The organism is Acidovorax sp. 100 (assembly GCF_003688355.1).
Taxonomy (GTDB): domain Bacteria; phylum Pseudomonadota; class Gammaproteobacteria; order Burkholderiales; family Burkholderiaceae_C; genus Acidovorax; species Acidovorax delafieldii.
Window position 1 is genome coordinate 2,494,990 of sequence record NZ_REFD01000001.1, and the last position, 21,544, is coordinate 2,516,533.

General features: G+C 63.5%; 19 protein-coding genes. 7 read left to right on the forward strand and 12 right to left on the reverse strand.

Annotated elements, in window-relative coordinates; translation table 11 throughout:
* Positions 1–19: 19 nt before the first annotated feature.
* The 3 genes from sdhD to C8C96_RS11515 all read right to left on the reverse strand — a co-directional run bounded on the left by sdhD (position 20) and on the right by C8C96_RS11515 (position 1,805).
* Positions 20–385 (reverse strand): succinate dehydrogenase, hydrophobic membrane anchor protein, encoded by a 366-nt coding sequence (gene sdhD, locus C8C96_RS11505; protein ID WP_121942398.1) that lies wholly within the window; start codon positions 383–385, stop codon positions 20–22.
* A gap of 63 nt (positions 386–448) precedes the next feature.
* A complete protein-coding gene (gene sdhC, locus C8C96_RS11510; RefSeq protein WP_056064896.1) occupies positions 449–883 on the reverse strand; it encodes a succinate dehydrogenase, cytochrome b556 subunit in 435 nt (144 codons plus the stop codon).
* A gap of 133 nt (positions 884–1,016) precedes the next feature.
* Complete coding sequence (locus C8C96_RS11515; protein ID WP_056064891.1) at positions 1,017–1,805, reverse strand: GntR family transcriptional regulator; 789 nt, start codon at positions 1,803–1,805, stop codon at positions 1,017–1,019.
* 236 nt (positions 1,806–2,041) lie between these two features.
* On the opposite strand from C8C96_RS11515, the gene C8C96_RS11520 reads away from it, so the two are divergent.
* The 6 genes from C8C96_RS11520 (at position 2,042) to sbmA (ending at position 11,308) form a co-directional block, all read left to right on the forward strand.
* Entirely contained in the window at positions 2,042–3,028 is a 987-nt protein-coding gene (locus C8C96_RS11520; RefSeq protein WP_056064888.1) for a malate dehydrogenase, read from the forward strand.
* A 20-nt stretch (positions 3,029–3,048) separates the two neighbouring features.
* Positions 3,049–4,116: a CoA ester lyase gene (locus C8C96_RS11525; RefSeq protein WP_121942399.1), complete on the forward strand. Its 1,068-nt coding sequence runs from the start codon at positions 3,049–3,051 to the stop codon at positions 4,114–4,116.
* A 32-nt stretch (positions 4,117–4,148) separates the two neighbouring features.
* A complete protein-coding gene (locus tag C8C96_RS11530; protein WP_108498859.1) occupies positions 4,149–4,790 on the forward strand; it encodes a hypothetical protein in 642 nt (213 codons plus the stop codon).
* An 87-nt stretch (positions 4,791–4,877) separates the two neighbouring features.
* Positions 4,878–7,469 carry a bifunctional aconitate hydratase 2/2-methylisocitrate dehydratase gene (gene acnB / locus C8C96_RS11535; protein ID WP_121942400.1) on the forward strand — a complete coding sequence of 864 codons (2,592 nt, stop codon included), beginning with the start codon at positions 4,878–4,880 and terminating at the stop codon, positions 7,467–7,469.
* Positions 7,470–7,624: 155 nt separating this feature from the next.
* Positions 7,625–10,168 carry an ankyrin repeat domain-containing protein gene (locus C8C96_RS11540; RefSeq protein ID WP_121942401.1) on the forward strand — a complete coding sequence of 848 codons (2,544 nt, stop codon included), beginning with the start codon at positions 7,625–7,627 and terminating at the stop codon, positions 10,166–10,168.
* 150 nt (positions 10,169–10,318) lie between these two features.
* Entirely contained in the window at positions 10,319–11,308 is a 990-nt protein-coding gene (sbmA, locus tag C8C96_RS11545; protein WP_121942402.1) for a peptide antibiotic transporter SbmA, read from the forward strand.
* 104 nt (positions 11,309–11,412) lie between these two features.
* On the opposite strand, the gene C8C96_RS11550 is transcribed toward sbmA, so the two are convergent.
* The 7 genes from C8C96_RS11550 to cyoA are packed head-to-tail and all read right to left on the reverse strand — an operon-like array spanning position 11,413 to position 18,223.
* Positions 11,413–11,958, reverse strand: a complete 546-nt coding sequence (locus tag C8C96_RS11550) for a response regulator transcription factor (RefSeq protein ID WP_056064872.1) — start codon at positions 11,956–11,958, stop codon at positions 11,413–11,415.
* A gap of 19 nt (positions 11,959–11,977) precedes the next feature.
* Entirely contained in the window at positions 11,978–13,309 is a 1,332-nt protein-coding gene (locus C8C96_RS11555; RefSeq protein ID WP_056747020.1) for an ATP-binding protein, read from the reverse strand.
* On the reverse strand, positions 13,284–14,102 hold the full coding sequence (locus tag C8C96_RS11560; RefSeq protein ID WP_121942403.1) for an SURF1 family protein: 819 nt from the start codon (positions 14,100–14,102) through the stop codon (positions 13,284–13,286). The genes C8C96_RS11555 and C8C96_RS11560 overlap by 26 nt, the downstream gene beginning before the upstream one ends.
* Positions 14,102–14,524, reverse strand: coding sequence for a cytochrome o ubiquinol oxidase subunit IV (cyoD, locus tag C8C96_RS11565; protein WP_056064862.1), 423 nt, complete (start codon positions 14,522–14,524; stop codon positions 14,102–14,104). The genes C8C96_RS11560 and cyoD overlap by 1 nt, the downstream gene beginning before the upstream one ends.
* Complete coding sequence (gene cyoC, locus C8C96_RS11570; protein ID WP_015015041.1) at positions 14,525–15,160, reverse strand: cytochrome o ubiquinol oxidase subunit III; 636 nt, start codon at positions 15,158–15,160, stop codon at positions 14,525–14,527.
* Positions 15,153–17,156 (reverse strand): cytochrome o ubiquinol oxidase subunit I, encoded by a 2,004-nt coding sequence (gene cyoB, locus C8C96_RS11575; protein ID WP_056064859.1) that lies wholly within the window; start codon positions 17,154–17,156, stop codon positions 15,153–15,155. The genes cyoC and cyoB overlap by 8 nt, the downstream gene beginning before the upstream one ends.
* An 8-nt stretch (positions 17,157–17,164) precedes the next feature.
* Positions 17,165–18,223 (reverse strand): ubiquinol oxidase subunit II, encoded by a 1,059-nt coding sequence (cyoA, locus tag C8C96_RS11580; protein ID WP_116747559.1) that lies wholly within the window; start codon positions 18,221–18,223, stop codon positions 17,165–17,167.
* 261 nt (positions 18,224–18,484) lie between these two features.
* On the opposite strand from cyoA, the gene C8C96_RS11585 reads away from it, so the two are divergent.
* The gene (locus C8C96_RS11585; RefSeq protein WP_056065185.1) at positions 18,485–19,825 is read left to right on the forward strand and encodes an MFS transporter; all 1,341 of its coding nucleotides are present in this window, start codon (positions 18,485–18,487) and stop codon (positions 19,823–19,825) included.
* 279 nt (positions 19,826–20,104) lie between these two features.
* On the opposite strand, the gene tolA is transcribed toward C8C96_RS11585, so the two are convergent.
* Both tolA and C8C96_RS11595 read right to left on the reverse strand, forming a co-directional pair.
* Positions 20,105–21,076, reverse strand: coding sequence for a cell envelope integrity protein TolA (gene tolA / locus C8C96_RS11590; RefSeq protein ID WP_116747558.1), 972 nt, complete (start codon positions 21,074–21,076; stop codon positions 20,105–20,107).
* A 31-nt stretch (positions 21,077–21,107) separates the two neighbouring features.
* A complete protein-coding gene (locus C8C96_RS11595; protein WP_116747557.1) occupies positions 21,108–21,530 on the reverse strand; it encodes an ExbD/TolR family protein in 423 nt (140 codons plus the stop codon).
* Between the last annotated feature and the right edge of the window lie 14 nt (positions 21,531–21,544).

The following is a 21,544-nucleotide window of genomic DNA, read 5'->3' on the forward strand; positions in this document are numbered from 1 at the left end:
GTACCTTCAATCGCGGGAATCAGAGACGCCACAGAACCTGGATGCCCCAGCCAGCGCAGCTGACCAGCCAGACAATGCTGAGCACTTGCAGTGCCAGGCGCAGGCCCACGGGCTTGATGTAGTCCATCAGGACTTCGCGCAGGCCGATCCAGGCATGCCAAGCCAGAGAAATGATCACGGAGAAGGTCAGCACCTTCATCCATTGGGCCGAGAAAATGCCCGCCCATTTGTCGTAGCCGATGGGGCCTTTGGAGAAGATGACCTGGGCCAGCAGGGCCAGGGTGAACAGTGCCATCAGGACTGCCGTGACACGCTGGCTGAGCCAGTCGCGCAGGCCATAGTGGGCGCCGACGACGACGCGCTTGGAACCGTAATTGACGGACATGGAAATTTCCTCTCGTTCTTCAACAGGCGCTGGCTGGCAGCGACCGCCGTTTTTGTGGGTTGATCAGTACAGGCCGAAAAGCTTGGCGCCCAGCACCAGGGCCAGCCCAATGCTGATGACCAGAACGGTCAGGGCAGAGCTTTTGCCAAATTGCTTGTTCACGGCGCTGTGGCTCACGTCCATCCACAGGTGGCGCAGGCCGGCAGTGAAGTGGTGCAGATAGGCCCAGATCAGGGCCAGAGCGACCAGCTTGATGAACCAGCCGGGCACAAAACCGATGCCGATATTGAAGGCCGCCGAGAATTTGGCGAACGAGATTTCGGAAGACACCGAGGTGTCGAACATCCAGATGATGAAAGGCAGCAGCAGGAACATGATCAGTCCGCTGGCGCGGTGCAGGATCGAAACCCACGCGGCAGGTGTCATGCGGTAGGTCGTCAAGTCCTTGAAGGCATTGATGTTGCGGAATTCAGGCCGTTTTTTGGCTAGTTCTGTCATTTCTGGTGCTTTCGTGGATGTAACTGCTTTGTAATTTGAAGATGCAAAGAACGCAAAATTCTATTGCAACGCAACACAAGGGTTTAGCCGGGCTTGAAATTTTCGACGTTAATGCTCGGGTGCCAGCCTGCTGTCAGCTCAATTCATTACGGTAGTGGTGGGTATCGGTGCGATACAGCCCACGGCGTAACTCCATGGGAACATCGTTGTAGGTGTAGGCAATGCGCTCGACGCTCAGCAGCGGTGTCACGGGTGTGATTTGCAGCAGTTGGGCTTGTTCCTCGTCGGGCAGCACGGCGCGGATTTTTTCTTCGGCCCGCACCATGCGCACGCCAAAGTCGAGTTCGAACATGGCGTAGGTCGGTCCCTGGTAGTTGGCGAGCTGCTCGGCCGTGAGGCCTTTGAAGGCTTGTCCGGGCAGCCAGATGTCTTCCAAAATGGTGGGCACTCCAGCAAACGACAGGATGCGCCGGGCCTGCATGACGGCATCGCCGCTGCGCAGCGCCAGTGCGCGGGCCACATCGGCGTTGGCCCGCACGCGGCGGCAATCGATCACGCGGCGCTGCGCAGGGCCTTCCACGCGCGCGTCTCCGGTGTCGGGCAGCAGCTTGAGAAATCGGTACTGCACATGCTGCTCGGCGTGGGTGGCAACAAAAGTGCCTTTGCCCTGCCGGCGCATCACCAGGTTCTCTGCGGCCAGTTCGTCAATCGCCTTGCGTACGGTGCCCTGGCTGACGCGAAAACGTGCAGCCAGCTCCATTTCGCTCGGAATGGCCTCGCCAGGCTTCCATTCGCCCTGCTGCAGGCTTTGCAGGATCAGCCCCTTGATCTGTTGGTACAGCGGGCTGAACGCTGGCGTGGCGGCTCCCGCTGCGCTCTGGGGGGGCGCGGGGCTGTCTGCTGCGAACGGAAGCGATGACATGGTGTGGGATCTGTAAGTTGTGCGTGTGTTGTGGTGCGGCAGTGCGGTTGCCACATGACAATCGAACGACAAACGGGGTGCAATCATATCTTATATAAGACATAAGACAAATTGACCGGGGTGTCCAATCAGGGGTAAACTCCAATGCTGTTTTGCGGGGCACGGGCTACTGGTGACAGGCGCTGGTGCTTGCGTTGCACTCACACCTGTTTTCCTCACTTCCTGGAGTTTTCACCATGAGCAAGAAGCCCGTTCGCGTTGCTGTCACCGGCGCCGCCGGTCAAATCGGTTACGCACTGCTGTTCCGTATCGCCTCCGGCGAAATGCTGGGCAAGGACCAGCCGGTCATTCTGCAATTGCTCGAAGTCCCTGTCGAAGGCCCTCAAAAGGCGCTCAAGGGCGTGATGATGGAGCTGGACGACTGCGCCTTCCCGCTGCTCGTCGAAATGACCGCCCACAGCGATCCCATGACAGCCTTCAAGGATGCCGACTACGCACTGCTGGTCGGCTCGCGCCCACGTGGCCCTGGCATGGAGCGTGCCGAGCTGCTGGCCGTCAACGGCGCCATCTTCACGGCACAAGGCAAGGCCCTGAATGCCGTGGCTTCGCGTGACGTGAAGGTGCTGGTGGTGGGCAACCCTGCCAACACCAATGCCTACATCGCCATGAAGTCGGCCCCTGACCTGCCACGCAAGAACTTCACGGCCATGCTGCGCCTGGACCACAACCGCGCTGCCAGCCAGATCGCTGCCAAGACCGGCAAGGCTGTGGCCGACATTGAAAAGCTGACCGTGTGGGGCAACCACTCGCCCACGATGTACGCTGACTACCGTTTTGCCACCATCAAGGGCGAGAGCGTGGCCAAGATGATCAACGACCAGGAGTGGAACGCCAACACATTCCTGCCCACCGTTGGCAAGCGCGGCGCCGCCATCATTGAAGCCCGTGGCCTGTCGTCGGCAGCGTCTGCAGCCAATGCAGCCATCGACCACATGCGCGACTGGGCCCTGGGCACCAACGGCAAGTGGGTCACCATGGGTGTTCCATCCAACGGCGAATACGGCATTCCCAAGGACACGATGTTTGGTTTCCCCGTGACCTGCGAAAACGGCGAGTACAAGATTGTTGAAGGTCTGGACATCGACGCGTTCTCGCAAGAGCGTATCAACATCACGCTGGCCGAACTGCAAGGCGAGCAAGACGGCGTCAAGCACCTGCTGTAATCAAGCTGGTAAACGACGCGATGCAGCCGACGCCTTTGGCATCGGGCCTTCGGGCCGTCCAAGCCTCTGTACCGGGGCCGGGCGTTGCGTCCGTCCATCCGCGCGATGTGTTGCTCGGCGCCCAGGCGCAGACCGGTTTTCTGCCAGTCTGCGACCACTACAGCGGCGTGGAAGTGCGCATGCGCAAAAGCCTGCAATTGCAGGCAGAGATGACGCAGGAATTTGGCACCTGCGTCTTTGATGTCACTCTCGATTGTGAAGATGGTGCGCCTGTCGGGCTGGAGTCCCAGCATGCGTCGCTGGTGGCACGCCTGGCAGCCGCTGCGGCTCCAGAGGCTCGGGTAGCGGCTCGTGTTCATGCGGTGGATCACCCCGCTTTTGCCAATGATGTCGCCACTATTGTGGGCGAGGCAGGACACAGGCTGTGCCATCTCATGGTGCCCAAGGTCGAGTCGGTGGATGATGTGCTGATGGCTGAACGTGCGTTGGAGCGCGCGTCGGCGGCTCATGTGCCTCTGCATGTGTTGATCGAATCCCCCGCTGCCGTGCAGCGCGCGTTTGAAATCGCTTCCCATCCCCGCGTCCAGAGCCTGAGTTTTGGCCTCATGGATTTTGTGTCCGCCCATGGAGGCGCCATTCCCGCGCAGGCAATGACCTCTGCCGGGCAGTTCACGCACCCGCTGGTGGTGCGTGCCAAGCTCGAAATCGCCTCGGCGTGCCACGCGCATGGCAAGGTGCCTTCCCATTGCGTGGTGACTGAGTTTTCGGACATGGCAGCCCTGCAAGGTGCTGCCGGCCGCGCATCGCGCGAGCTGGGCTACACACGGATGTGGAGCATCCATCCGGCGCAGATCCGCACCATCCTGCAGGCCTTTGCGCCCCTGCAGGACGATATCGACACCGCAGCCCGGATCATTTCGGCGGCAGCCTCGGAGGACTGGGCACCCATCAGTGTGGATGGGGTATTGCATGACCGTGCCAGCTACCGCTTTTATTGGCAGATTCTGGAGCGCGCCCACAGCACTGGGCGCGCACTACCCTTGGCGGTGCGTCACTGGTTTGACGCATCGACTCTCGTTCCATCGTGAACACCCCTGGACATTTCCACGCAGGACTTCCCATGAAATTCGTCATTGCCTCCGCTCTCATGTTGCTGGCTCCGGCCTTTGCCTTGGCACAAACAACAGCCCAGCCAGCGGCCAAGTCCGACACCAAGGCTGCAGCCAAACCCGCTGCCAAGCCAACCGCCAAGACGGCCGCCAAGCCAGCAGATGGCAAGACCGCAGCCAAGGCTCCCGCCAAGAGCCATGCCACTGCCAAGGCCGAACCCACCAGCAGCCGTACCCAGCTCAAGAGCGCCACCAACCAGGTGGCGGCCGGCATCATCGCCGCTGAAGCAGCCCTGTCGCCCGCCGAACTGGCGATTGCGGAGCGCGTGCACGTGGGGCGCATGCCCTGCGAGCTCGGTGCTTTTGTCACTGTGACAGCCGATCCCGCCACCCCAGGCCACTTCCATGTGGAAGGCAAGGGTTTCAAGTACTACATGTCGCCGGTGGCCACGACCACGGGCACGGTGCGCCTGGAGGACGCCAAGGGTGGTGCCGTGTGGCTGCAGATCGCCAACAAATCCATGCTGATGAACCAGCGCGCGGGTCAGCGTCTGGCTGACGAGTGCATGAGCCCTGAGCAGGTGGTGGTGGCAGAAGCCATCAAGAAGAACCCGCCTGTGAGCGTGCTGGACCCGCTGCCCGCCACCAAATAAAAACCGCGCGCACCCATCAACGACTGGTGTGTGCCGAGCCCACCGCTACACGCTACGCCCCACTTTAGAACGCAACTGGAGAAAACAATGTTGAAAGCCTACCGAGACCATGCTGCCGAACGCGCCGCACTGGGTATCCCCCCTCTGCCCCTGGACGCCAAGCAGGTGGCTGAGCTGATCGAATTGATCAAGAACCCACCCGCTGGTGAAGAGGCCTTTTTGCTGGACCTGCTCACCCATCGCGTGCCGCCTGGCGTGGACGACGCTGCCAAGGTCAAGGCCAGCTTCCTGGCTGCCGTGGCGCACGGCGACATCACCGTGGGTCTGATCTCCAAGGCCAAGGCCACGGAACTGCTGGGCACTATGGTGGGTGGCTACAACGTGCACCCGCTGATCGAGTTGCTGGACGATGCCGAAGTGGCTGGTGTGGCCGCAGAGGGTCTGAAGAAGACGCTGCTGATGTTCGACTTCTTCAATGACGTCGCTGTGAAAGCCAAGGCAGGCAACGCCAAGGCGCAGGAAGTCATCAAGAGCTGGGCCGATGCCGAGTGGTTCACCACCCGTCCTGAGGTCGAGAAGAAGATTACCGTCACGGTGTTCAAGGTGCCCGGTGAGACCAACACCGACGACCTGTCGCCCGCACCGGATGCCTGGAGCCGCCCAGACATCCCGCTGCACTACCTGGCCATGCTGAAGAACACCCGCCCTGATGCGGCGTTCAAGCCCGAAGAAGACGGCAAGCGTGGTCCGATGCAGTTCATCGAAGACCTCAAGAAGAAGGGCAACCTCGTGGCCTACGTGGGCGACGTGGTGGGCACCGGTTCCAGCCGCAAGTCGGCCACCAACAGTGTGATCTGGGCCACGGGCCAGGACATCCCGTTTGTGCCGAACAAGCGGTTTGGTGGTGTCACGCTGGGCGGCAAGATCGCTCCCATCTTCTTCAACACGCAAGAAGATTCGGGCTCGCTGCCGATCGAAGTCGATGTATCCAAGCTCGAAATGGGCGACGTGGTCGACATCCTGCCCTACGACGGCAAGATCGTGAAGAACGGTGCCACCGTGGCCGAGTTCAAGCTCAAGAGCGATGTGCTGTTTGACGAAGTGCGTGCGGGCGGCCGTATCAACCTCATCATCGGCCGTTCGCTGACGGCCAAGGCCCGCGAGTTCCTGGGCCTGCCAGCCTCCACGCTGTTCCGCCTGCCCCAGGCACCTGCCGCTTCGAAGGCTGGCTTCACCCTCGCTCAGAAGATGGTTGGCCGCGCCGTGGGTCTGCCGGAAGGCCAGGGCGTGCGCCCCGGTACCTACTGCGAACCCAAGATGACGACCGTGGGCTCGCAAGACACCACCGGTCCGATGACCCGCGACGAGCTGAAAGACCTGGCCTGCCTGGGCTTCTCGGCCGATCTGGTCATGCAGTCGTTCTGCCACACGGCGGCCTACCCCAAGCCCGTGGACGTGAAGACCCACCGCGAACTGCCTGCGTTCATCAGCAACCGTGGCGGCGTGGCTCTGCGTCCTGGCGACGGCGTGATCCACAGCTGGCTCAACCGCCTGCTGCTGCCTGACACCGTGGGTACGGGCGGCGACTCGCACACGCGTTTCCCCATCGGTATTTCGTTCCCCGCAGGCTCTGGCCTGGTGGCTTTCGGCGCTGCTACGGGGGTGATGCCTCTGGACATGCCCGAGTCGGTGCTGGTGCGTTTCAAGGGCGAAATGCAGCCGGGCGTGACGCTGCGCGACTTGGTGCATGCCATTCCTCTGTATGCGATCAAGGCCGGTCTGCTGACGGTGGCCAAGGCGGGCAAGAAGAACATCTTCTCGGGCCGCATTCTGGAAATCGAAGGCTTGCCCAACCTGAAGGTCGAGCAAGCGTTTGAGCTGTCGGACGCTTCTGCAGAGCGTTCCGCCGCCGGTTGCACCATCAAGCTCAACCCCGAGCCGGTCAAGGAATACCTGACCAGCAACGTGGTGCTGATGAAGAACATGATCGCCGACGGTTACGCAGACGCCCGCACTCTGCAGCGCCGCATCGAGAAGGTCGAGGCCTGGCTGGCCAACCCCAACCTGCTCGAAGCTGACAAGGATGCGGAATACGCCGCCGTCATCGAGATCGATCTGGCCGACATCAAGGAACCCATCCTGTGCTGCCCCAACGACCCGGACGACGCCAAAACCCTGTCGGAAGTGGCTGGCACCAAGATCGATGAAGCCTTCATCGGCTCTTGCATGACCAACATCGGCCACTTCCGCGCAGCCGCCAAGCTGCTCGGCGGTAGCCGTGACATTCCCGTCAAGCTGTGGGTGGCACCGCCCACGAAGATGGACGAAAGCGAGCTGATCAAGGAAGGCCACTACGCCAACTTCGGTGCCGCCGGTGCCCGTACCGAAATGCCCGGCTGCTCGCTGTGCATGGGCAACCAGGCACAGGTGCGCGAAGGCGCTACGGTGGTGTCCACCTCCACCCGCAACTTCCCCAACCGCCTGGGCAAGAACACCAACGTGTTCCTGGCCTCTGCCGAGCTGGCCGCCATCGCGTCCAAGCTGGGCAAGATCCCCACGGTGGCCGAATACCACGAAGCCATGGGCATCGTGAACAAGGACGGCGCGTCGATCTACAAGTACCTGAACTTCGACCAGATCGAAGAGTACGCAGAAACCGCCAAGGGCGTCACCGCCTGATCCTCGCGTTCTTTGCGCAACAGAAGCGGCCCTCAGGGGCCGTTTTTTTTGGCCCACCTTGGGTGTCACACAAACGTCATCCATTCGTCACTATGCTGGAGCCCATAACAAGACATCCATAACAACAACAAAAGGAGGGAGCTATAGGCAACACAATGGGACGAGGGGTTTTGCTGGTTTTCTGCGCCATCTTTGCGGTGGTGTTCGGTGCCGGCGGGTATTGGGCAGGTTTGCGCCCCTTGGCTGAAACGGCGCAGGCAGCCTGGACGGTGCGCTCATGGCAGCCTGTGCCGGCCCAGGTGCTGGATGTGCAACTGAAGCAGCACGCGGGCAGCGAGGGGGGCACCACCTACCAGGTGCTGGCCCGGTACCGCTACACGGTGGCGAGCCAAACGTACGAAGCGCAGCGCGTGGGGCTGGACCCGAACTCCAGTGCCGACAACGTGGGCGACTGGCAGGCGCAATGGCACCGCACCCTGCTCCAAGCGCAGGAGCGGGGCGAATTCATCACCGCCTGGGTCAACCCCCAGGCCCCGGCCCAGGCTCTGCTGGACCGCAGCATCCGCTGGCGGCTGCAGATTTTTCGGCTGCCGTTTGCCCTGGTGTTCACCGGCGCCGGGGTGACTGCTGCATGGTTGTTTCTGCGCATCTTGAGGCGCCCCCAGGGCGATGTGCCAGACCTGGAGCCAACGCATTCCGTGGCCAAGGGGCAGGGGGCGTTGTGGTTCTTCGCGGTGTTCTGGTGCGGCATCGCTTTCCCCATGGCCGCCTTGTTCTGGTCGGACGGCAAAGGGCCCTGGTGGGCCAAGGGCTTCATGGGCGTCTTTGTGGTGATCGGCGTGGGCTTGGTCGCTGCTGCTTGGCAGAACAGCCGCAAGGCCTGGCGCTACCAGGGGGTTGGTATGACGGCCCTGCCTTCGCGGCCCACGGCGGGGCGATCGGTCGAAATCACGCTGGTGCAGCCTGCGCGGGCTGTGCAGCAAGCCGGGGCTGAAAACTTGCGCCTGCAAGTGGCGCAATACCGTGTGGACGAATCCAGCTCCGGCTCGCCCGAGCGCCAGGTGGAGGTGCTGAAGGCCACGGCGCGGCGCCAGCCGACGGGCGAGGGCGGCATGCGCTTGGTAGCTCGTTTTGACCTGCCTGATGACGCCCCCACCCACGGTGCGCGGCGCGGTGGCGACCGGGTGGACTGGCGGCTGGAACTGGTGCGTGCCGATGGTGCGCTGGAGTTGGCGTACGACTTGGCGGTCCAGGCCGCCATCCCGTCCTGGGCTGAGGCTGCTTCGGTGCCGGACCGCTTTGACCGGCGGGCACAGTGGGAACAGGAAGTCCCCATCGAACCACCCGCATTGGGGCGCGATGCCGCCTCTCAGTCGTTGGATTCGCTGGGTACGGTGAAGTCCGCTGAATCTCCAGGCTTTTTTCCCCCTGGCGTGCGTTTGAGCGAAACGCCAGACGCCTGGTCCCTCGCGTTCGAGCAGACTGCTTGGCGCTGGTCCGCGGCGGTGGCTGTGGCTTTGCTGGCGTTGGAGTGGTGGGTGAACGACCGCATCCAGCCCAGCGCCCTGGTGCTGCCGAGCGGCTTTTGGGGTTGGTTGGCTTTGTTGGTGCTGCCCGCCTGGGCCTTGCATGCCGCCACCCTGCGGTGGACGCTGCGGGTGCAAGACGACGGCCTGGTTGTGCGTCGCGGCTCTTGGGTTTGGTCTCGCGCGGCAACCTTGCCAGGCGAATCCAGCCAGTCGCTGGTGCACAAGCTGCAGTTCACGGCGGGGACTCAGGCCTACCACGCGGTGCTGGGCAAGGATGCGTCAGGGCATTCGCAAACGCTGACGCCAGGGCTGAGCGGCACTGCCGCCGCGCAGGCCGTGGGCCAGGCGGTAGCCCGTGCGTGGCTGGACCGGCGGGGGCGCTTCACGCCAGGGGCGCAGCGGCCCCAGGTGGCGGCCCATTCACGTGCAGCCTGGGGTGGCTGGGCATGGCTTTTGGCTTTTGGCTTGCTCGTATGGTGGGCCCATGGCGGGCGTGCGTTGTGGTGGGCAGGTCGCAGCGCGGTGCTGCAAGTCCCTGCGGCAGTGGCCTCATCGCGCATTTGGGCGCCTGCAGATGCCCGCCTCATGGACGCTCAGAAAGCGGGCGATGCCAGCGCACTGGCGCAGGCCCTGCGCGACGGCGCCAACCCCAACCTGCTGGCAGACACCGGCTCCTCCGTGCTGATGCTGGCCGCCCACCGGGGGCAGTTGGCGCATGTGGAGGCGCTGTTGCAGGCTGGGGCCCAGCCCGATTTGCGGCAGACGGCCAAAGACAGTGAGCGTGGTGACACGGCCCTGCTGCGGGCCTTTTATGGCGGCCATCTGGTGGTGGCGCAACGCCTGGTGCAGGCAGGTGCCAGCCTGCAAGCCCGCAACCGCTGGGACTGGGGCCCCGTGCACATGGCCGCGCAGAGCGGCTGTGTGCCGTGCCTGGATTGGCTCAAAGAGCAAGGGCAATCGCTGACCGAACCCGCCCCCGCCAGCCGGGGCGAGACCCCCGCCGTGCTGGCTGCGGCCAAAGGACAGGTGGCTGTGCTGCGTTGGCTGGATGAGCAGGGGGTGGATCTTTCGCAAAAAGATCCGCACGGAAAGAGCGCGTTGGATTGGGCGCGCTGGGGTGGGCAGCAGGCGGCTCAGGAATGGCTGGAGGAAAGGACCCGGCCGCGCTAGCCAAGGCCTGGCGCTGGGGCTGTGCTCGGTGCGACGGCTGATGTGTCGGCGTCTGCCCCGGCGGCAGATGATCGGCGGCGTTGTTTGCCGCGGAACGATCATTGCGTGTGGCACTCAGAATTCGCAGAACCATTCCAACACGGCACTACGATGTTCAAGTCCTTCTTTTTCGCCCGCCGCTGGTGGGCCTGGTCCATCTTGGGTTCTCTCGTCATTCTTCTGGCCACGGCTTACCGTGTGCAGCTGGACGTGCAGATCAACGACTGGTTCGGCAGCTTTTACGATCTCATACAGGAGGCTCTGGGTAAGCCTGGCAGCATCACCGCAGAGGAGTTCTGGGGACAGCTTGCAACCTTCGCGCGCATTGCCATGATCTATGTGACGACGGCGGTGCTGGCGGATTTTTTCAGCAAACACTACATCTTTCGTTGGCGGCAGGCGATGAATGAGCATTACATGGCGGCCTGGCCACGCCTGCGGCACATCGAAGGTGCGGCACAGCGTGTGCAGGAGGACACCATGCGTTTCGCCCGCACCATGGAAGATCTGGGCCTGAGTTTCATGCGCAGCCTCATGACGCTCGGGGCCTTTCTGCCGGTGCTCTGGACGTTGTCCGACAAAGTCACTGCGCTGCCCTTGATCGGCGCCGTTCCGCATTCCCTGGTCTGGGTCGCACTGGCCTGGTCACTGGGGGGCACGCTGCTGCTGGCCTGCGTGGGGGTGAAGCTACCGGGGCTGGAGTTTCACAACCAGCGGGTGGAGGCGGCGTACCGCAAGGAGCTGGTGTTGGGCGAGGACGACCCGAACCGGGCTTCTCCGCCGACGGCGGCTGAGCTGTTCGCGGGCGTGCGCCGCAATTACTTCCGGCTGTTTTTCCACTACCTGTACTTCGATGTGGTGAAGTGGTCCTACCTGCAGGTGAGTGTGCTGGTGCCTCTGGTGGCGTTGGGCCCCACGCTGATCGCGGGGGTGATCACCCTGGGGGTGATGCAGCAGATTGCCCGGGCCTTTGACAAGGTGCTGGAGTCGTTCCAGTTTCTGGTGCTGAACTGGAGCACGGTGGTGGAACAGATATCGATCTACAAGCGTTTGCGCGCTTTCGAGCAGCAGATGCTGAAGGCGGTGCCTGAGGCTGCCTGAGTGCTGTTTGGGAGCCAAGGGAGCGCGTGACCGGCCGTGCAGATTGCGCCCCGCGAGATGGATCGGCACCGAAACAGGGGAGGGCGGGTCCAAAGCCGTTGGGGCTAACGCACCTGTTTCTTTTCGAGCTTGCGTGTGAGGGTGCGGCGGTGCATACCCAGGCGCCGCGCGGCCTCTGACAGGTTGAAGCCTGTTTCAGCCAGCACCTCGTTGATGCGTTCCCATTCCAGCGTCTTGATGGAACTGGAACGGTTGGTCAGTTCCACCTCGGCATTGCCTTCCTTGAGTCCAAACGCAGCTTCAATGTCGTCGGTGTTGGAGGGCTTGGCGAGATAGTGGCACGCGCCCAGTTTCACGGCTTCCACGGCGGTGGCAATGCTGGCAAAACCCGTGAGCACCACGATCAGCATCTCGTCGTCAGCGGCGTGCAGTGTCTGCACGCAGGCCAGGCCTGAGGCCTCTCCCTTGAGCTTGAGGTCCACCACCGCATAACCGGGCTGGTGCTGCTCCAGCAACACCTCTACGTCGGCCAGGCTCGCTGCCTGCAACACGCTGTAGCCGCGCCGTTCAAACGAGCGGGCCAGCGTGCGCGCAAAGGCTTCGTCGTCCTCGACGATCAGCAGCTGTCGTTGCGCTTCTTCAGTGTCCACGGTGGGTTCTTTCGTTCATTCATACCTTCGGGGGAAGCGCAATCGAGGCCAGGGGCAATTCGATGGTCACCTGTGCGCCCCCTTCGGGACGGTTGCGCGCCTCCACGCTGCCGCCCAGGGTTCGGGCCACGTTCAGCACCAGATACAGGCCCAGACCACCGCCGGGGCGGTTTTTGGAGGACTGGTAGGGAGTACCCAGCTTGGACAGCATGTCGGGCGCAAAGCCGGGGCCGGCATCGGTCACGGTCATGCACAGGGCGTCGGCATTGCGCGTGACCGCCAGCCGCACCCAGCCTGGCGAGGCGTCGCGTGCATTGTCCAGCACATTGAAAACCATTTGCTTGAGGGTGGTGTCCGACACCATGGGCGTGTCGGTGCCGAAGTCGTTGTCGTAGTCAAACTGGGGGATCGTGCGGGTGCTGCGCCACTCCTGTGCCAGCGCATCGACAAACTTGCGCACAGTGGTCTGCACCGACGCCTCGCCGCGCGTTTCACCCGCCGAGAGCAGGATGCCGCTCACGATGCTTTTGCACCGTTGCACCTGGGTCTGCATCTCGGCAATGTCTTCCTTGAGAGCGGCGTTGCTGGCCAGCCGCTTGTCGTGTTGCCAGTCGCCCAGGATCACCGCAAGGGTGGACAGCGGGGTGCCCAGTTCGTGCGCAGCGCCGGACGCCAACAGGCCCATGCGCACGATGTGCTCTTCTTCCACGCGGCGCCGGCGTGCGGCCGCCAGGCGGGCATCGCGCTCGCGCAGGTTGCGGTTGATGCGGGTGATGAACACCATCACCAGCGTGGCGTTGAGCACAAAACACACCAGCAGCCCAAGCACATACAGGCTCGACAGGCCCTGGTGCAGATCCTGGGGCAGGGCCAGTGGCAGGTGGTGGTCTGCCAGCGCCGCAAAGCACAGGACGGTGATGATCACGATGGACCAGATGTAGGCACCGCGCAGCAGCACGGCGCCGAGCGTGATCTGCAACAGGTACAAGAACACGAAGGGGTTGCTGGTGCCACCGCTCAGGTACAGCTGCACCGTGAGCACCGCCACGTCAATCAGCAGCGCCAGAAACAGCTCCACATTGCGCACCGCTCGGCCCGTGCGCAGGCGCAGCAGGCTCACCACGTTGAAGACCGCCAGGCAGCCGACCACGAGCAGCATCTCCTGCAGCGGCAGCTTCAAGCCCAGGCTGTAGTGCGCCATCTCGATGGTGAACACCTGGCCCACCACTGCAATCCAGCGCAGCTCGATCAGTTGCTGGAGGTTCTTGATCCCGGCGGCGGCGTCGGCGGAACGTGCATTGCGCGGCGCAGTGGCCAGCGCAGGGTCAGGGCGTTGTGGGAGGGTGTTCATCGTGGGTCGGGAGGCGGCTGGTGGCCCGTGCGCCCAGGCGGCGCTCATAGCGTGCCACATACCAGCCGGCAACGACAACCATGAGCGCAAGACCATACCAGGTCAGGGCGTACACCAGGTGGCTGTTGTGGAACCGGATGACGGTCAGGCCAGCGCGGGGCCAGCCGGAGGCGGCTGAAGACGCCGCTGCGGTACCCGGAAGTCCGGCGTCCACAAAAAATGGAGCCGCCCGGGTCAGACCCAGCGCGCTGCTGATGGCCGCTACGTCGCGCGAATACCAGCGCTGTTGCGCCGGGTCGTTGGTGCGCAGAAAGCCGCCGCCTGGCTCTGGCATGCGCAACAGCCCCTGGACGGTGGCCGTGCCCTCGGCGGGTGGCTGGGCCTCCAGCCATTGGGCGCGTTGCTCCTGGGGCACAAAGCCCCGGTTCACCAGCACCTGGGTACCGTCATCCCGTTGCAGGGCCGTCATTACCCAGAACCCCGCGCCCAGCTCGGTGACCGCCTGCGTCAGCACCGTTTTGCCGGGCAGCCAGTGGCCCTGAAAGACCACCGGCAGGTACTCATGCTGTGCGGCACGGATGTCAGACCATTGCTCCACAGTGGGCAAGGCGGCTGGTGCGGCGTGCACCCGTCGGTCTACTCTTTCGATGAGATCCAGCTTCCAGGCACGGCGCTGGACCTGCCAGGTGCCCAGCGACACAAAGCCCAGGAACAGGGCCATGCCCAGCACCAGCAGGACTGCGCGGCGCAACCCCCGGCGCGGCAGTGCCATGGTGGTGGGGGCTGCAGGCATCAGGGCGTGGAGTGTCCAGGCGCCTCGTGCGTGGGCGGCGTGGGCGTGGGGTGCTCGGGCATCATGTTGGCGTTCATGTGGAACATCACCCACAAGGTCCCCGCGATCGCGATGGCCACGAACACCACTGTGAAGATGGTGGACAGCAGCGTCCAGCCGCCTTCGATCTTGCCGTTCATGTGCAGGAAGAACACCATGTGCACCAGGATCTGGATCACGGCGAAGCCGCCCAGCACCAGCACAGCCGTGTTGCGGTCTGCAATCACCTTGGCCATCACCAGCCAGAAGGGAATGGCCGTGAGGATGACGGACAGCACAAACCCCATCACATAGCCCGAAAAGGTGCTGTGGGGGCCTGCGTCGTGGTGGTGATCGTCATGCCCATGCGCATCGTGCGCGTGTGTTGCGTGTTGTGCGCTCATTTACAGCACCCCCATCAGGTACACAAAGGTGAAAACGCCGATCCAGACCACGTCCAAGAAGTGCCAGAACATGGACAGGCACATCAGGCGGCGGTTGTTCTCGGGGATCAGGCCATGCTTGCCAATCTGGACCATCAGCACCACCAGCCAGATCAGGCCGAAGGTGACGTGCAGGCCGTGGGTGCCCACCAGCGTGAAGAACGCCGACAGGAAGGCACTGCGCTGCGGGCCTGCGCCCTCGTGCAGCAGGTGTGAGAACTCATACAGCTCCAGGCCCAGGAAGCACAGGCCAAACACGCCCGTGACCGCCAGCCACAGCAGCGTGCCCTTCACGTCGCCCAGCTGCTTGCGCAGCATGGCAAAACCGAAGGTGATGGACGACAGCAGCAGGAAGGCGGTGTTGATGGCCACCAGGGTCAGGTCGAACAGCTGCGCGCCGGTGGGGCCTGCGGCATAGCTGCGGCCCAGCACGCCGTAGGTGGCGAACAGTGCTGCAAAGATGAGACAGTCGCTCATCAGGTACAGCCAGAAACCCAGGGCCGTGCCGTTTTCAGGATGGGGCTCGTGCGCGAGGTGGTACTCGCGCGGGGCCAGGGCGCCTGCTGCGGCGCCAGCGTGGATGCGGATATCAGACATGGCGGGCCAGTTGGAGTGTGCGGGCTTCTTCGGTGGAGATCACTTCGGATGCCGGGATGTAGAAGTCACGCTTGTAGTTGAACGTGTGGATGATGGCGGCCAGAACGACGGCCGCAAACGAGACGCCCGCCAGCAGCCACATGTGCCAGATCAGTGCAAAGCCGAACACCAGCGACAGCCCCGAGATCACCACGCCAGCGCCGGTGTTGGCAGGCATGTGGATGGGCTGGAAGCCCGCCAGAGGACGCTTGTATCCGTGCTTCTTCATGTCCCACCACGCGTCGATCTCGTGCACCACGGGGGTGAAGGCGAAGTTGTAGTTGGGTGGAGGCGAAGAGGTGGCCCATTCCAGCGTGCGGCCGTCCCAGGGGTCGCCCGTCCAGTCGCGCAGTTGTTCGCGCTTGAGGAAGCTGACCACCAGCTGGATCAGGAAGCAGCCAATGCCTGCGGCAATCATGGCCGCGCCGATGGCAGCGATGACGAACCAGATCTGCAGCGACTGGTCTTCGAAGTGGTTGGCACGGCGGGTGACGCCCATCAGGCCCAGCACATACAGCGGCGTGAACGCCACCCAGAAGCCCACCAGCCACAGCCAGAAGGAGCGCACGCCCCAGGTGCGGTCCAGCTTGTAGCCAAACGCCTTGGGGTACCAGTAGTTGATGCCGGCAAACATGGCAAACACCACGCCGCCGATGATCACGTTGTGGAAGTGGGCGATCAGGAACAGGCTGTTGTGCAGCACGAAGTCGGCCGGGGGCACGGCCAGCAGCACGCCCGTCATGCCGCCGATGGCGAACGTGACCATGAATGCCACGGTCCACATCATGGGCAGCTCGAAGCGGATCCGGCCCTTGTACATGGTGAACAGCCAGTTGAAGATCTTCGCGCCCGTGGGGATCGAGATGATCATCGTCGTGATACCGAAGAAGGTGTTCACGCTGGCACCCGAACCCATGGTGAAGAAGTGGTGCAGCCACACCAGGTACGACAGGATGGTGATACACACCGTGGCATACACCATGGACGTGTAGCCGAACAGGCGCTTTTTGCTGAACGTGGCGACCACTTCGGAGAACACACCGAACGCAGGCAGCACCAGGATGTACACCTCAGGGTGGCCCCAGATCCAGATCAGGTTCACGTAGAGCATGGGGTTGCCACCCAGCTCGTTGGTGAAGAAGTTGGTGCCGACATAGCGGTCCAGTGACATCAGCACCAGCGCGGCCGTGAGCACTGGGAACGACGCCACGATCAGTGCGTTGGTGCACAGGGCGGTCCAGGTGAACACGGGCATCTTCATCAGGCTCATGCCCGGCGCGCGCATCTTGATGATGGTCACGATCAGGTTGATGCCCGAGAGCGTCGTGCCCACCCCCGCTATCTGCAGCGCCCAGATGTAGTAGTCCAGGCCGGTGCTGGGGCTCTGCGCCCCCAGGTTGGACAGTGCCAGCCAGCCGGAGGTGGAGAACTCGCCCAGGAACAGCGACACCATCACCAGCACGGCGCCGGCCGTGGTCATCCAGAAGCTGAAGTTGTTCAGGAACGGGAACGACACGTCGCGCGCGCCGATCTGCAGCGGCACCAGGTAGTTCATCAGGCCGGTGACCAGCGGCATCGCCACGAAGAAGATCATGATCACGCCGTGGGCGGTGAAGATCTGGTCGTAGTGGTGCGGCGGCAGGTAACCCATGTTGTCGCCAAAGGCCATGGCCTGCTGCAGGCGCATCATCACAGCGTCGGCAAAGCCGCGCAGCAGCATCACGAGGCCCAGGATCATGTACATGATGCCGATGCGTTTGTGGTCAATGCTGCAGATCCAGTCGCGCCACAGGGGTCCCCACAGGCGGAACTTGGTGATGCCGGCCAGAACGACCAGGCCGCCCAACACCACGGCAATGAAGGTGGCCAGCACGATGGGCTCATGCGCCATCGGTACGGCGTCCCAGCTCAGGCGGCCCAGCGCCCAGTGGGATGGAGAAAGGGTTTCGGAGGACATAGGAGTGCTCATTGACGGATGCTGGCGCCAGTCGTTGGTGCCGGTGCGTTGCGGGTTTCGAGTGCGGCCACCACCTGGGCGGCGTTTTGCACGGTGCAGACGTCCTGGGGTAGGTTCAGCCCTGCAGCGCGCATGTAAGCGTCGCCACCCAGGGCATCGATGGCCATCATGTGGTGCATGCACATCTTTCCGTCTTCGACGCAGCGGTTGAGCACCTTGTCGTACAGGCCTTCTTCCACCGAGGCAAAGCGCTGCACCGGATCACGTTCGCTGGGCTTGACCAGGTTCAGGTAGGTGCCCTTGTCCAGGGGCTTGCCTTCGGTCTTGGCCTTTTGCACCCACTGGGCAAAGTCCTCGTTGCTCAGGCCATGGAACTTGAACGTCATGCCCGAGAAACCCGCGCCGCTGTAGTGCGACGACATGCCCTTGAACACGCCAGGCTTGTTGATCACCGCGTTCAGCTCGGTCTGCATGCCGGGCATGGCGTAAATCATGCCGGCAAGGTCTGGCACGTAGAACGCGTTCATGGTGGATGTGGCCGTCAGCTTGAACAGGATCGGGCGGTCCACCGGGGCCGCCACTTCATTCACGGTGGCGATGCCTTGCTCGGGGTAGAAGAACAGCCACTTCCAGTCCATGGCCACTACCTGCACTTCAAGCGGCTTCACATCGGCGGGGACGGCGCGCTGCGCGTCGATGCGGTCCAGGGGACGGTAGGGGTCCAGCTTGTGGGTGCCGATCCAGGTGATGGCGCCCAGCGCAATGATGATCAGCAGCGGCACGGTCCAGATCACCAGCTCCAGCGTGGTGGAGTGGTGCCATTCCGGGTCGTACTCGGCCTCGGTGTTGCCCTGGCGGTATTTCCAGGCAAACAGCAGGGTGAGCGCGATCACGGGCACGATGATGATCAGCATCAGCAGCGTGGCTGTGATGACCATCTGGCCTTGCTGGGCAGCGACGTCACCGGCAGGGTTGAGCACGACAGCCTTGCTGCAGCCTGCCAGGCTACCCAGCGCTGTCAGGGCGAGCAGCCAGGTGGGCCCACGAAGTTGGGGAAGTTTGAGCATGTGTAGAGCGCGATCAATGCGTTTCAGGGTAAACGCGGATAACGGGATGTGTGCGAATGTACTAGCGCTAGCTTTTTTGTCGATTGGACATTTTGTCCAAGGTCAAAAGCGCAGGCTGTTTTTGCACCAATGTGGTGCATTCAAGGGCTTTGAAGGACATTTCCTGCAGTCGGCATAGTGAAACCGCACTTGTGGCCCACAGAAGTTGCGTGTAGAACGGAACGGTCTGAGTTCGCTACACAACGTCAAGGAGCCATGTTCATGAGCAGCCCCGCCACTGCCACTTACCCCGCGGCCGGTTTTCACGAAAGCGCCGCCTCTCTCTCGCGGGCTGATACGCATGAAGACGTCACCCCCAGCGAAATCGCTGTGGGCGTGATCATCGGACGCTCGTCCGAGTATTTCGACTTCTTCGTTTTCGGGATCGCCTGCGTTCTTGTCTTCCCGTCCTTCCTGTTTCCCTTCCTGTCGCGCCTGGACGGCACGCTGATGGCCTTTGCGCTGCTGGCCGTTGCCTTCGTGGTCCGCCCGGTGGGTACCGCCATCTCCATGGCCATCCAGCGGCGCTGGGGGCGGGGCACCAAGCTGACCATTGCGCTGTTCGTGCTGGGCGTCTGCACGGTGGGCATGGCCTTTTTGCCGGGCTACAAGGATGTGGGCACTACAGCCATCGTGGCGTTGCTGATCCTGCGTGTGGGCCAGGGCCTGGCGCTGGGTGGTTCGTGGGACGGCTTGCCGTCGCTGCTGGCCATGTCGGCACCCAAAGAGCGCCGGGGCTGGTACGCCATGATCGGCCAGCTGGGCGCGCCTCTGGGCTTTGTGCTGGCTGCGGGCCTGTTTGCCTACCTGTACAGCAGCCTCACGGTGCAAGAGTTTCTGGCCTGGGGCTGGCGTTATCCGTTTTTTGTGGCCTTTGCCGTGAACGTGGTGGCCCTGTTTGCCCGCCTGCGTCTGGTGGTGGGGCAGTCGTACTCCGAACTGCTCAAGGACCGCGAGTTGCAGCCCGTGCCTGTGAGCCGCGTCATGCGTGATGAAGGCAGCAACGTGTTGCTGGGCGCCTTTGCGGCGCTGGCCAGCTTTGCACTGTTCCACCTGGTCACGGTTTTCCCGCTGTCATGGATCACGCTGTACTCCGACCAGCCTGTCACCCAGATCCTGGGCGTGCAGATCGTCGGCGCGTTCCTCGCGGCGGGCGCCATCATGGTGTCGGGCTGGCTGTCGGACCACCTGGGCCGCCGCAAGCTGCTGGGCGGCATGGCCGTGCTGATTGGCGTGTTCAGCTTCATGGCGCCGGTGTTGCTCAACACCGGCGAGGTGGGTAGCACCATGTTCCTGTTGCTGGGCTTTGTGTTGCTGGGCCTGTCGTACGGCCAGGCATCGGGCACGGTCACGGCCAACTTCTCGCCGCAGTATCGCTACACCGGCGCCGCCCTGTCGGCCGACCTGGCCTGGATCATTGGTGCAGCCTTCGCACCGCTGGTGGCCCTGTATCTGTCATCGCAGTTCGGTCTGCTGGCAGTGACGGTGTACCTGCTGTCGGGTGTGGCCTGCACGCTGGGCGCGCTGAACCTGAACCGCCGCATGGAGCGGCGCGACCGCTGATGCATGCTGGCGAATTGCTATCGAATGTATAGCTTGTAGCGCATATTCCACTAGCGCTACCAGCATAAAAGGCTCAAAAAGCGCCCGGTTCTGCCGGGCGCTTTGCTTTGGGGGGCTTGCAAGGCACGACTCAGTCCATCGTACCGGGGCACACTGCCACAAGGGCTCACACGCAGGCGGTCAGCGCTGCTGCGGCGTGGGCTCCAGCAGCGCGTCAGCAACGAGGCGAGGGCCCACGGCAGAAGTGCAAGCCCCGTGAGGGAGGGGCTTGGGTCCCGCTCAGTCCTGGGGCCTGAAGCCGATGGTGAGGGAGGGCGGCACGCGCCCGTCCACATCGCGCGGCAGCGTCTCGGTCTTGTCCAGGGCCCGCAGCACCGCGTCGTCCCAGGCCTTGTTACCGCTGGACTGCACCAGGCGCTTGCCCACGATGGTGCCGTCGGGCGACAGCCGTACCTCGACCTCGGCACGCGGGTTGCCCGAGATAGCGTCCGGGTACACGATGTTGGGCTTGACCTTGGCCGCCACCTTGCCACCGTAGCTGCCTGAGGGGCCCGCGCTGCGCTGGGCCGTGCCGGTGGCGTTCTCGCCCCCTGTGGCCCCGGCCATGCCCTGGATGCGGCGCAGGTTGGCCTCACGCTGTTCAGCCAGTTGCTTGGCCTCGGTTTCTGCCTTGCGCTTGGCGGCCTCGTCGGCCTTGCGTTTGTCTTCCGCCAGCTTCTTCTGCTTGTCCTGCTCGACCTTTTTCTGTTCGGCCAGCTGCTTTTCGCGCTGTTCCTTTTCTTTGTCGCGTTCTTTTTGCAGGCGCTCTTTTTTCTCCTGCTCCAGGCGGTCGCGGCGTTCTTCTTCCTTGCGCTCACGTTCGCGCTTTTCGCGCAGCTGCTGTTGTTCGCGGGCTTTCTTTTCCTGCTCCAGGCGCTTTTTCTCGCGCTCGATGGCGATGTCCGCCTCGCGCGTGTCGGGCGGCTCGGCCGCACGCACGGGGGGGGCAGGGGGCGGGGGAGGGGTGACCTGCTGCACAGGCGGTGGTGGCGGGGGCGGTGGGGGCTCCACGGCGCGCGGCGCAGCCTGGGTGGGCACGGCGGCCCACAACTCAGCTTCTACGGCAGGCTGGTCGGCCGTGTTCTTCCAGTTCACACCCCAGGTCAACGCGCCGATCAGCACCGCATGCACCAGCACCGCCAGCGTGATGGCGCGCAGGCGCGCCGGTGGACGGGGCGGGGCAAACTGGTCGCGGTCGGTGTGGGCGTGCATGGGCGTCTGAGCGGTGCCGGGCGGGTTCGGTTCAACCGCCTTGCTTGACCGACAGGCCGACGCGTTGCACGCCTGCCTTTTGCAGGGCGTCCATCGCCTTCACCACGGTTTCGTACTGCACGCCCTTGTCGGCGCTGATGACCACGGCGCTCTCGGGCCCCTGGCCCTTTTGCCAGCGGCTGGCGGCATCGCCAATCTCCCGCTGATTCAGGCTGCGCGTGGCCTCGGGGGTCTTGAACTGCAGGGTGCCGTCCTTGTTGACGATGACCTGGGCCACTACCTTGGGCGGGTTCTTGCTCTTGCCCACGCTGGGCACGTCGACCACGCCGGGTGTGAGCATGGGCGCCGTCACCATGAAGATGATGAGCAGCACCAGCATGACGTCAATGAACGGGACCATGTTGATCTCGTTGATGGTGCGGCGGCCTCGGCCGCGGGATGCCATGGCGGGCATGGGGCGCCTCCCGG